This is a genomic window from Acinetobacter sp. (assembly GCF_039596015.1).
Classification (GTDB): Bacteria; Pseudomonadota; Gammaproteobacteria; order Pseudomonadales; family Moraxellaceae; genus Acinetobacter.
In genome coordinates this window covers 65201-77120 of sequence record NZ_JBCNKN010000011.1, presented here as the reverse complement: position 1 = coordinate 77120, position 11920 = coordinate 65201, and the positions used below count along the sequence as shown (strand labels likewise).

Here is an 11920-nt window from a genome sequence, read left to right as displayed (position 1 = left end):
TTATTATTTTTATAATAAAAAAATAAATCCAAAATAATAAACACTTGCAAAAGATCAAAAAACAACTATTTTTAGATTATGTTTAAATTATTCTTATTATTACTATGAAGACAAATCAGCAGATAAAAGATGATTTTGAAAAAAAGGGAATAAATATTTCCGACTGGAGCCTAGAACATAACTTTTCGAGAGATTTAGTATATAGAATTCTAAATACTAATCGTTTACCAAAGCGAGGCGAAAGTAAAAAAATCGCTGTTGCTCTTGGACTAATTCCCGAGGAGAAAGAAGAATGACTTAAGAAAAAATAAAGCGGACTCATAGAATCCGCTTTACCCGTTTGCAATCAAGAGAAAGCTAACGATTGGCGTTTTTAGTATCTCTTGATTGCACTAATTAGTCAAGATTCGACTCGGAATTACGGTCGAAGGATAAATACATTTATTTATTTTAGAGATTACTAAAATGGGATTCAAACCAAATTACAGAAAAAAATTTAATATATCCAATCGCTTAGAAATTCAACTACAAGAGGCTTTTGAAAAACCAATAACCATTTCTGGGCAGTTTGTCGGTATCCGAAATATACATCACGGTTCATTTAACAAACGTACAGTTATTTTTACAAGTTATAAAAATGGAGGAGCCTTTTCATTAGAAAGCCGACTTGAGTTAGCACATGCACTAGATTTAGAGCGTGATATAAGCGTTCTAAAGTATAGAACTCAAGCTCTAAAAGTCACCCTTTCAAAAGCAATGTATGCGATACCAGATTTTTTGATTTTAAATAACTTACATAACTATGAAGTACATGAAGTTAAATCAAATTTAAAATCACTTTCGAAAGAAAAAATAGAGAAACTAGAATTAACTAAACAAGTTTTAAAATCATATAACATTAATTATAAAATATTTGATGAGATAGCTTTACCAAGTAATAAAGAGGTCAACTCGACTCTAAGAATTTATAAAAATATAAAAAATATCAATATGAATAAAGACAAAATAAATCAAGCACAAATATTAACAAAGGACATAAATAAAGATTTTACATCCTTATTAGATTACTTATCAAAACACAAATACTCTTACAATGAAATATGTTATCTAGTTTTCTACAAACATATACTAGCTAATATTGATATTTGAGGTTCTATTATGAAATATTTATTTATAACACCACATTTCGGTATGAAATTTATATACAAAAATAGTGAATATGAAATTGTATCAATCTATCTTGATAGAATTGGAATATCATCCGTAATTGGAGGTAAGAGAAAAGATTGGTCCAGAGATTTTTTTGATGAAATTATCAAAGATAATTTATTAACAGTTACTTTTAGTAAAACTGAAACTCTAAAAAACTCTAAAGAATACGAAGTATTAAACAAAAAGTACCGATACGTAAAGCAAGCTTTAGAAAATACTCACTCTCCTCATAGTCAAGCTAATCTGAATAATACAATAGCAATTATTTCTCAAAAAATTAATGATCCGTCTCCTCCTACTACTAGAACACTTTCTAATTGGATTCGTACATATATATCAAGTAATTTCGATATTAGAAGTTTGACTGACCAAAGAAAAGGAAATCTATCTTCTCGTAAACCTTTAATTATAAATCAAGCATTAGGCATTGCTTTAGAAAAAATGCTTAAGGGTTCATTTATGGATAGTGCTCACGATATAAATAGAGAAATGATTCAATATTTAAATGACAATCAATTGCCATATGCTGAGGAAGAACTATATAGCTTAAGACAAATTCAACGTTTAAAAAAACTTCATTTTGATCAATATAGTAAGGATAAAGCTAAAAATTCAGCTCGTTTTGCACAAAATAACTCTAAGGCTACGGGTCAAAAAATTAATAGTGAAGGTTTTCTGAATTTAGTAGAAATTGATTCTCATCAACTTGATTTAATCATACTCGATGATGAAACTCTTGAAATAAAATGTAGACCTTGGATCACTGTGGCTATAGATATCTTCACAAGAATCATTTTAGGATTCTATATATCTGAATCTCCGCCAAATTCATTCACTACACTTCAAGCAATGAAAAATATGGTAACTACATTTGGTGTTCCTGATGTAGTAATTCCAGATAATGGCTCAGAATTTATAAATAATTCAGTTTTTGCATTAGCAAGAGAGCTTCAAATAACGCTTGAACCATCTCAAGTAAAGACACCTGATAATAAACCATATGTAGAGCGATTTTTTAGGACTTTAGCTCATAACTTTATACAGAAAATTGATGGTACAACCTTCTCAAATAGATTTCGTGTAGAAGAATATGAATCTAAAAAATATGCTTCTTTGACTCTATCTCAAATTAAAGAGTGTATCTCGAATTGGATTGATATATATCATAAAAGTTTACATTCTGGAATTAACCGTGTTCCTATAGCTAAATACCATGAAGCTGTAAAATCATATCGTCCAATTATAATAGATGAGGAATATGCAGATTTTATCTGCCGAATCCCATATTTCAGAATGATATCTAACGGACAGGTTGTATATGAAAATTTATTTTATTATTCTCATGCACTTAGAGCACTTGAAAATAAAAATTTAAGAAATAGTACTATTTACGTAAATGAGTCAGATCTAAGTAAAGTCTTTGTAAAAACAGCTGAAAATAATGAAATAATTGAAGCTATTTCAACTGATCCACAATATACATTTGAACTTACGTTAGATCACCACATTGAAACACAAAAAATAAAAAAACGTATAAAAGAACAAGATCTAAAAAACTATCCATTTTCTGAAAATGTTTTAGCACGTATTACGTTAAATAAACTAATTATGAGCTATAAAAAACAAAACAAACTGAATAGGAAAAAATTCATAGATTTAAATGATCCATTAGAATTTTTAGTACCTCCACAATCTAATCCTTTAAAAAATAAATTAGTTAATAATCAGACAATCACTGAAAATATAGAGTTTGGAGAGTTCGATGAGTTCTCATATGAATCACTGAATGGAGATTCTTATGAATACTAAAATTCTATCTACCATAGCAAAGCTAGATTATTGTATTATTACTCATAAAGAGTATAAAAATGCTATTGATGGAATTTTTAGGTGTTGGGAGGAAACTCTATTTTCACCAAATAAATCAATGAATTGCCTCCTAGTCGCTGAGGGTGGACTCGGTAAAACCACTATATGTAATAAAATACTAGAAAAGTTTACTGATGAGGTTATTTCCCATGAGGGCTATTCAATAGTCATTAAACCTGCTTTTTATATTCAAATACCAGCCAAGACGAATATCGATAATTTAACAAAACTAATGCTGCAAAAGCTCGGTGATATTAATCCCTCAACTGGTACAGCATTTGATAGATATATAAGACTAGCCCAAAAATTAAAAATCAGTAAAACAAAGTTAATAATTTTTGATGAATTTCATCATGTATATTCAACTGAATCATCACATAAAAAATACACAACAACCAATGAAAATATTGCCAATTGGATCAAAACACTAGGTGATTCAAATAAGATCTGTATATGCCTTGTTTCATTACCTCAATATGTAGATTTATTTTTACGTGATAGTCAACAGAGCCGACGTTATAAAGATAAATTTTATTTAAACCCATTAACAATTAATAATGATCCTGAAAAAACACACATCAAACCATTTATCTATCAGGTTCAAGAATTTATTAGAAATGAAATGCAAATTTGTACGGAAGATCTATCACAAGATAGATTTGTATTAATGTTATTTATCGCGACAGCTGGCTATCATGATTTTTTAATGTCATTAATAAAGCGTGCACTGTTTTTTCAATTGAGTACTAGTTCCAGAGTATTAAATTCTGAGCATTTTTCTAAGGCATGGGAAACAGATATTACTAGCTCAGTGCGTCTGTCAACAACAAACCCTTTTATTGTGTCTGAAAAAGAGCTTTTCAGTTTTTACAAATCAATTCACTAATTAGATAAAAAATGACACTTTTATATCTTCCTAAAACACTTCCAAGTGAATCAGCTGCGAGCCTGTTACTTCGAGCATCTTTTCAAAATGGTTATACATCTCTTGCATCATTTTTAAATGCTTATGGGTTTCCAACACATACTAAAAGCTTAAATAGCATGTTAAGTGATCAAGAAAAATTTGAAAAAATAATTATAAAATTAGGTATTTGCAAGTCTAGTATCAGTATTATTCCAAGCATATATGGACCAACAAAAAGATCACAACGCCTATGGAAAGCTCAGCCAATTTCTTATCAATTCTTTTGTGCAGATGGTTCAAAACTATGCACGGAGTGTATCAAGGAAAATGGCATATTAAGAACCGAATGGTTATTAAAACACTTAACTTGTTGTATAGTTCACCAAACAAAATTTATAACGGAATGTAACTATTGTCATCATACCATTAATGCGAATCGTAAAAAAATTGATGAATGCTATAAATGCAATAAAGAATTCAATAATCAATCACATGTAAATATTTTAGAGCATGAAATACAAGCAAATAAATGGTTTCTAGAACAATTATCCTCAACTAATTTAGAGTTAATCAAATCAATTAAATTTTTTCTTTCATCTATTCAATCTACCTATATTACTTTTAAACACTTTGCTATTGATGAACCTCCAATATTATTAACCTATTTATTTTTTACAAATCAAACTAAAGCAGAAGAAATTTTTAATAAAATCATCTATAAAAATCGACTAATTGGACATCCTAAATTACTCTTAGTTCACTTCCTAACTTCTATGCAAAAAAACATACAAAAATTTGCATTAGAATTAACTAAAAAATATAGTTTTAATTATTCCAAATTCAAAGAAATTGATGAAGATTTTATTTTAACAAAAAGGACAACAGCAATTTTAATAAGTGCTAATAGAGCAAAACTAGATGAAAATTATTTTTCATTTTTAAAAAATGATGATGGATTTTCTGCTAAAAAGGTGAATAGTTTTCTGTTAGGAAGTTTGACTGCTCCCCTTGAATATCAAAAGCAAGATTCTCTTTATTTGACATTAAAAGAAGCCTCCGAAATTCTTGGAATTTACTATGAATTAGCTAGTAAGCTTTTCTCAACAGATAGACTTATACAAAAACAGATAATCTACAAAAAAAATCGTCCATATACTGTCCTAAACAAAGATGATTTAATAAAATTTAATCATGAATATATCACTGTCAATCGCCTAGCAAAAGATTTGGATGTTCTTACCCAGTATCTTACAGCTAAACTGAATTCGATCGGGATTAAACCTATCCATGGACCATTTATAGATGATGTTAAAATTGATGTTTTTAGACGAAATGACGTACAGCATCTGACTCAAGAATTAATTAAATCAATTAAAAATTACGATAGAGGGTTTGGTTATAAAACTTATATGAATCAAAAAGATACTAATGAACTAGAAGTTACTTCTTTAAAACTAAAAATATCAATAAAGGAAGTTAAAAAACTTATTCATTGCAAAATATTAAAATCACACAAAAGATCTCTTCTTCAATCTTTTTACATATCAGAAGCATCAATAAATTATGTTGATAATATTCTTAATAGTGGTGACTATATTAATTTAACCGAAGTACCTTGCCTACTTAATTGTCCACCAAATTGGTTGAAGAAATATTGGATTGATACAAATTTTTTAAACATAATTGATCTTAAAATTGGCAAGTATGTTCAAAAAGATATTTTAACTGAGATAAAAAATTTGAAAGAAAAATATTTTACAGGCGTTGAAGCCAGTAAATATCTAGGTATGCCTCACCAATATATAACAAACTTACACTCTCAAGGTTTGATAGAGGCTTATTTTTTTGGAAATGAAAAAAAAGTTCGCCTTTTTCTAAAAACTGATGTTTATGCACTCCAGTCTAAACATGGTTTTAATAAATGAAATGTTATATGTCGTTTTCTGCTCTTTATGAAAACTTATTTGTCGCTTAACGAAATTCTAAAAGTCGCTTTTGTACGTAGGTTATTGAATATTTCTTTGAAAAAAGAAATTTCATTTGTCGTCTTACGCACGCGACACATATGTTGTCATTTTCGACACATAAGTTGGCAAAGAACGACACATAAGTTGTCATAGACAACCTAATAAAAAGGCTGCAATTTGCAGCCTTTTTCAACTTAATGACTAAAGGGGCTAAACTCAACTGATTCGATACTTAGTGGTGCAACACCACACTTAAGGCATTCTATTGTCCATTTTTTCATTTTTTGTATATCTAACAAGTTCGCTAAATTGTCTACTGATGCGTCATCCTTAAGTTCAAAAGGAATAATGAAGATTAACTTATGGAGAAAATTTTCTGAGCCATGAATTATATCTAGCATCACACGTATTTTTTGCTTCTGAATCAAACACCTCTCTTTTTCATGCTCTAACTCAAGAAAAATATTATTTAAATATTTGACTTCTAAAGTAAAACCCTCTTCACTTTCAACTCCAACGCATCTATTTCCATTATGAGCTAATGGAAACACATATCGTTTCATCAACTGTAATAACTCAGCATTGTGTTCTCGATAGTACGGAAATGTACATACTATTAATAATACTCGATATATTGAGCATCCTATATCGAAGGCAGCTGTTCTGTAGTTTTTACTATCTGCAAGACGTAAAAAAATAATCAAGGCAGCTAAAGAATCTAATCCTGCTAGTCGTTCAAGCCTCAAAAGCTCTTTCGTATATAAAAAAGAAAATAACTCGTTAGATAATCCATCTTTATTGTATTTATATAAAATCCTTTGAACCTCCCATGGAAGATATCTTACTCCTTCCTTGATAAGCCAATCCACTCCCTTGTGCCCACGTATTGCTTCCCAAAGAATATTATTAAGTACCTCAGAAGTACCGCGTAGTTGTTGTTCTACCAATTCAACTAATCGTTTATTAGGTGTATGCCGTCCAGCCGCATAGCCTGACCACTTATTATTGTGATAAGGATCTCCATATTCATTTTTCCCAAATGCCATTGGTTCAATAGCCTTCTCAATTTGATAAGAGGTTTTTAACGACAGCCTATATCTCACCTCCTCGTACCAAAGTTTTACTCTCACAATATCTATATCATCACGCCTCTTACGACACGTCTCTCTCATATAAGTCCCTTTTTTAAATCAGAACCCTAAATTAAATTAGTCTTTGTAAATTATATAATTAAATACTATTAATAGAGTAAAGTTAATACAGATTTTGCCTTTCTAGTATAACTCTCCATCCGTCTATATCATATTGTTAGGACAAGCTAGGACAGAGCAGGAATGCAGCACATCACTCCAGTTAGTGTAGAAACCATTGAACGTGAGCTTTTTGAACGCCATGGCCCGATGATTGCAGATGATGCATTACGAGTGGCTCTAGGCTATCGATCCACTGATGCATTCAGAAAAGCACTTACAAGAAAAACTGTACCGATCCCAGTCTTTTCAGTTAAAAACCGTCGCGGGAAATATGCACTGGTAAAGGATGTTGCAGAGTGGTTAGTCAAACAGCGTAATGCTGCTATAACGCAACAAGAGCTTAAAAAATAAAAATTATTAGAACTTCTGATTACTCAGAATAAAAGCCAATAACATAGGAGAAGTAAGCCATGACATAAAATTCTGCCCAAATAAAAACGGACCCTTTCGGATCCGTTGGTTCTATACGTGAAAGTACAGAGATGTGAGAATCCTAGTATCTTCCGTATAGAGCCAACAGTCAAGTTTTGCGTATTTTTTACGCAAGAATTAACTCATCCCTAAAAATGGGATGAATGGCTATACATACTGGAAATACTATATGTACGCTTTTTCTTTTGATGATAAACACAATCCTCATCAATCTATTCTCAATCAAATTAATAACGCTTTTAAAGCAGAGCCGAATCTTGCCTCTACAATCCATGGTCAAAGGAAAATCTACCAAGGCTGCTATGGACGAAGAACTGCACTTTTCCCCAGCGCAAAATCTGGGGGCTCCATTCCTACCGAAAGTCGTCTTGAATTGGCACACGTTATTTGTCTTGAGAAAAATCCACAGGTTAAATGTTTTAGATCTCAAGCTCTCAAAATCGCTCTTGGAGAAAAGGAATTCTGTTACCCAGATTTCTTAGTTCAAACAATCAACAACCAATATGAAGTTCATGAAATTAAACCCAATATCTCCAGCCTATCTGTAAATGATCTAGACAAATTTCTTAGGTTAGCAAACTTGCTACATCCTTTAGACATTACATTTCGACTGATTGATCAGAAAAGCTTGCCATCGAATAAAGACCTACAACAATTACAACATTGGTATCAACGAGGCCATACATGCTCTTGGACGAAATATGAAATTGAGCTCGCAACAGAAGCCTTGAAACCTCATAAATTCAAATATTCCGAGCAAGTATATAAAACCCTACAAGAAGAAGATCTAGATCCCCGATTAGGTGACTACTTACTTTTTCATGAAGTAATCACATTAATCAGCCTAAAAAATCATTATCCAAGCAAGGATTTCTAAAATGGAAAAGCCATTACTCATCCCTCAACCTGGATTTCGATTCACTTTTGCTGATCATGAACATGTATTTGAAATCACCTCATCTAATTATGGTGTAATCCGCTATGCATCAATTGCAGGAGGAAAACCATTTTCCATTTCCGCCATTACCTTTGAAACTCGCTATAAAACTGGAGATATTCAATGTGTCTTCGCTCCAGAAAAGCTATTCATCAATCCAGACAGTTGTTCAACCATTCGTCGCAAAGAACGCTATGTACTCACTGCCCTAGCAAAACTGACAGCCCCCACTTCTATTGAACCACTTCGAGAACTCATTAAAGAAATTGCATTAGAAATTGAAGATGCATCTCCACCATCAGCCAGAACTGTTGCGCGCTGGATATTACAATATCGAATGAGTAGCCATAACGCTCTCAGCCTAAGCGAACATGGTAAAGGTAATAAGACGCTAAGATACCCACCAGAAGTCTATCAAATCATCAAACAGGTTATTTCCGAGATATATCTACAACCAGAGCATCGGACAAGCAAAGATGTGAGGGCTTTCGTATTATGCAAGCTTAATGAACAAAATATTCCAACTACATATTTACCTAGCCTTAGAGCCATACAGCGATCTATTGCAAAATTAGATCCTTATATTGAAATGCGTGTTAAGAAAGGGAGTCGAGTCGCTCGTAAATACTTTCAGGCTGCTGGCATAAGCACTCCAACCTCATTTGCTCTACATACTGTAGAAATCGACACCCATTATCTAGATATCATCGTCATTGATCCTGAAACTGAAGAAACACTCGGACGACCTTTTTTGGCTTGTGCCATCGATACATATACACGTGCTATTGTCGGGACCTACATTAGTATGTTTCCGCCTAGTGCACTCACGACTTTAGCTGTAATCAAAGACATGATTACACGCCATAGTTACGAACTACCTGGTGGAGTTCCTTCTATTATCATTCCAGATAATGGTGTTGAGTTTAAAAACAATGCTCTAGCACGTGTATGTAAACAACTCTCAATTACTATCACACCATCGCAAATCGGGACGCCAAACAACAAACCTCATATTGAACGCTTCTTCAGCACATTAACAGAAGGTATTCTGCAAAAACTTCCAGGTACAACATTCTCCAATCCTACAGCACGAGGACAATATGATTCATCCAGCAAAGCAAGCCTTACTTTAGACAAGGTTAAAGAATACGTCGATTCTTGGATAAACACCGTCTATCAGCAAACAATACATGGGACTACTGGACGAGCACCTCTTGTTGCTTGGAATGATGCTACTGAAAAGATTAAGCCCTCCTCATTAACAGAAACCGATGCTGATATTATTTGTAGAAGACCTATTGACCGAAATATCAATCATGGGCAAGTGATTATTGATGGACTTAGCTACTTTTCACATGCACTCACCACATTGAAAGCTGACGGCATCAAAAAAGTTACTGTACTTGTTGATGATTTAGACCTAAGTAAAGTTTATATCATACACCCAGATAAAAAGGATCTAGTCATTCAAGCAGACTCTACTCAGCCTGAATACACGTATAACCTATCTCGCAGTGTTCACCTAGAAGTTCAGAAGCGTAAAAAACAGATGTCTGAATCCGATAGACAAAGACTGGGGAAACACGCAGATCTTTATAATTTGTATCAGCTTATGAAAGATATACAAAAGGATCTTGTACGTAAAAAACCAAAACTGAAACAATTCAAAATTGAGCTACCTAAACAGCTTACACGACTGGAGTCCGAGCTAACTTCTTCTCCCCCTAGTAACGAAGAACTCACAGCTACTCCCCAACAACAGAATGCTCAACAACCAGCTGTAAGTTTTGGGTCACTTAAGGTGAAAAGACATGATAAGTAATCAATCTATCTATGAACACGTAAGTCAGCTTAACGAAATCGTAATCACTTCTGATGAATTCATGCAGGCTTTTAATGGAATTCAACAATGTGCGGAGCGCAGTGTCGCGTACAAAGAACCTATTGGAAGTATGCTTCTGGCAAAAGGTGGTCTTGGGAAAACAACACTATGTAATACGATTGTGAGTCAAATGCCACGATCCATCAAAGTAGAAAAAGATCGTAAAAAAACGATTATTCCAGCATTCTATGTTGAAGTTCCTTCACCCGCTACCGTGAAGTCTTTAGCAATAACAATGTTACATAAGCTAGGGGATCCATCTCATCACACAGGTACAACTTCCTACCTAACAGATCGGTTAGGTTATTTACTACAACAGTGTGAAACCAAGCTTGTCTTTCTAGATGAGTTTCACCATTTATTTGAACGTAAAGCAACATCTACACGTTTAAACATTACAGTGGGTAATTGGCTTAAAACCTTAGTCAATGAAACAGGTATAAGCTTTTGTCTCGTTGGTTTACCTGAATTTGCCGAACTCATTCAAGTTGATAGTCAAATCGCGAGGCGATTTCCTTTTCATTATCAATTAAATCCTCTGACTTTAGGCACTCAAACCACGCCAGGAACACTTTACCCTTTTCTCAAAGAGGTCAGTCATAGGGCATCGGAAATTCAAATTTCATTTTCGCCAGATTTTGATAACTTCCTATTAAGAGTACAAATATATACAGCAACGAAAGGCTATCATGCTTATGTCATGAGCTTAATACGTGAAAGCATAGCAATTGCCTTGGTAGATAATAGAAATACGATAACTATTAATGACCTTAGTCAGGCTTGGAACCTAGGGATTACATCATTTATCAGTAAACAAATAACCAATCCTTTTGAAATGTCTTTATCAAATCTAGCTAGTACTCTAAAAAAGGAGTACTCATGACATTAGTTAGCAACGTTCTTATTCATCCCATTCCTTATGATGGCGAATCGGCAGAGAGCTTCTTAGCTAGAATTGCTGAGCTTAATAGACATACATCTATCGAGAGATTAATTAATAAAGAGCAGAGCCACTTCTTAGCAAAAAGTGCACCAAATTGTAAATTAGCAGATCTTCCACGTTTTAAGTATGTCTTAAAATTACTTAATATTGACCTATATCATCAGAGTATTGCTTTTGCAAAAGCTGGCCCCACAAGCCGATCAGCGAGAAAATGGAGCAATCTAGAACTACATGAAGATTTACTAAAATACTATTCTTGTTCTTATTGCCCACAATGCTTAGAAGAACAGCCATTTTTTAAAAAAAATTTGGCTTTTACAACCCTTATATGCATGCCCAATACACTCTATTTTCCTTGTCGATAAATGTTATCAATGTGGATACTCAATATCGCTTAGCTCAGGAGTGACAAAATGCAGTCATTGCCATACACTATTGCAAGATGCACCTAAGATTAAATGTTCTTCGATACAGGTCATTAGATGGTTTGTTGAAATTCTTAATTATGATTCAAATGA

At 32.9% G+C, this 11920-nt stretch carries 11 protein-coding genes; 10 read left to right on the top strand and 1 reads right to left on the bottom strand.

Annotation, left to right across the window (positions count from 1 at the left end):
- The first annotated feature begins 104 nt into the window (after nt 1–104).
- The 5 genes from ABDV70_RS10995 (at nt 105) to ABDV70_RS10975 (ending at nt 5913) form a co-directional block, all read left to right on the top strand.
- Nucleotides 105–296, top strand: coding sequence for a DNA-binding protein (locus tag ABDV70_RS10995; RefSeq protein WP_031966181.1), 192 nt, complete (start codon nt 105–107; stop codon nt 294–296).
- A gap of 169 nt (nt 297–465) precedes the next feature.
- On the top strand, nt 466–1149 hold the full coding sequence (locus ABDV70_RS10990) for a hypothetical protein (RefSeq protein WP_343597737.1): 684 nt from the start codon (nt 466–468) through the stop codon (nt 1147–1149).
- A 9-nt stretch (nt 1150–1158) separates the two neighbouring features.
- Nucleotides 1159–3021, top strand: a complete 1863-nt coding sequence (locus ABDV70_RS10985) for a DDE-type integrase/transposase/recombinase (protein ID WP_343597736.1) — start codon at nt 1159–1161, stop codon at nt 3019–3021.
- A complete protein-coding gene (locus ABDV70_RS10980; protein ID WP_343597735.1) occupies nt 3011–3967 on the top strand; it encodes a TniB family NTP-binding protein in 957 nt (318 codons plus the stop codon). Before ABDV70_RS10985 ends, ABDV70_RS10980 begins: the two co-directional genes overlap by 11 nt.
- Nucleotides 3968–3978: 11 nt before the next feature.
- Nucleotides 3979–5913 carry a TniQ family protein gene (locus ABDV70_RS10975; protein ID WP_343597734.1) on the top strand — a complete coding sequence of 645 codons (1935 nt, stop codon included), beginning with the start codon at nt 3979–3981 and terminating at the stop codon, nt 5911–5913.
- A 236-nt stretch (nt 5914–6149) separates the two neighbouring features.
- On the opposite strand, the gene ABDV70_RS10970 is transcribed toward ABDV70_RS10975, so the two are convergent.
- The gene (locus ABDV70_RS10970) at nt 6150–7127 is read right to left on the bottom strand and encodes a hypothetical protein (RefSeq protein ID WP_343597733.1); all 978 of its coding nucleotides are present in this window, start codon (nt 7125–7127) and stop codon (nt 6150–6152) included.
- A 162-nt stretch (nt 7128–7289) separates the two neighbouring features.
- Between ABDV70_RS10970 and ABDV70_RS10965 the strand changes: the two genes are divergently transcribed.
- From ABDV70_RS10965 to ABDV70_RS10945, 5 genes are all read left to right on the top strand, one after another.
- Complete coding sequence (locus ABDV70_RS10965; RefSeq protein ID WP_343597732.1) at nt 7290–7559, top strand: hypothetical protein; 270 nt, start codon at nt 7290–7292, stop codon at nt 7557–7559.
- A gap of 250 nt (nt 7560–7809) precedes the next feature.
- Nucleotides 7810–8517, top strand: coding sequence for a hypothetical protein (locus ABDV70_RS10960; RefSeq protein ID WP_343597731.1), 708 nt, complete (start codon nt 7810–7812; stop codon nt 8515–8517).
- A gap of 1 nt (nt 8518) precedes the next feature.
- The gene (locus ABDV70_RS10955; RefSeq protein ID WP_343597730.1) at nt 8519–10399 is read left to right on the top strand and encodes a Mu transposase C-terminal domain-containing protein; all 1881 of its coding nucleotides are present in this window, start codon (nt 8519–8521) and stop codon (nt 10397–10399) included.
- Entirely contained in the window at nt 10389–11342 is a 954-nt protein-coding gene (locus tag ABDV70_RS10950; RefSeq protein ID WP_343597729.1) for a TniB family NTP-binding protein, read from the top strand. The genes ABDV70_RS10955 and ABDV70_RS10950 overlap by 11 nt, the downstream gene beginning before the upstream one ends.
- The gene (locus ABDV70_RS10945; RefSeq protein ID WP_343597728.1) at nt 11339–11767 is read left to right on the top strand and encodes a TniQ family protein; all 429 of its coding nucleotides are present in this window, start codon (nt 11339–11341) and stop codon (nt 11765–11767) included. The genes ABDV70_RS10950 and ABDV70_RS10945 overlap by 4 nt, the downstream gene beginning before the upstream one ends.
- Nucleotides 11768–11920: the final 153 nt, after the last annotated feature.

Excerpts from the sequence above, each read along its gene's own strand:
- ABDV70_RS10995 (WP_031966181.1), top strand. The coding sequence starts at position 105 with ATGAAGACAAATCAGCAGATAAAAGATGATTTTGAAAAAAAGGGAATA.
- ABDV70_RS10960 (WP_343597731.1), top strand. The coding sequence starts at position 7,810 with ATGTACGCTTTTTCTTTTGATGATAAACACAATCCTCATCAATCTATT.
- ABDV70_RS10950 (WP_343597729.1), top strand. The coding sequence starts at position 10,389 with ATGATAAGTAATCAATCTATCTATGAACACGTAAGTCAGCTTAACGAA.
- ABDV70_RS10965 (WP_343597732.1), top strand. The coding sequence starts at position 7,290 with ATGCAGCACATCACTCCAGTTAGTGTAGAAACCATTGAACGTGAGCTT.
- ABDV70_RS10985 (WP_343597736.1), top strand. The coding sequence starts at position 1,159 with ATGAAATATTTATTTATAACACCACATTTCGGTATGAAATTTATATAC.
- ABDV70_RS10990 (WP_343597737.1), top strand. The coding sequence starts at position 466 with ATGGGATTCAAACCAAATTACAGAAAAAAATTTAATATATCCAATCGC.
- ABDV70_RS10980 (WP_343597735.1), top strand. The coding sequence starts at position 3,011 with ATGAATACTAAAATTCTATCTACCATAGCAAAGCTAGATTATTGTATT.
- ABDV70_RS10955 (WP_343597730.1), top strand. The coding sequence starts at position 8,519 with ATGGAAAAGCCATTACTCATCCCTCAACCTGGATTTCGATTCACTTTT.
- ABDV70_RS10975 (WP_343597734.1), top strand. The coding sequence starts at position 3,979 with ATGACACTTTTATATCTTCCTAAAACACTTCCAAGTGAATCAGCTGCG.
- ABDV70_RS10945 (WP_343597728.1), top strand. The coding sequence starts at position 11,339 with ATGACATTAGTTAGCAACGTTCTTATTCATCCCATTCCTTATGATGGC.
- ABDV70_RS10970 (WP_343597733.1), bottom strand. The coding sequence starts at position 7,127 with ATGAGAGAGACGTGTCGTAAGAGGCGTGATGATATAGATATTGTGAGA.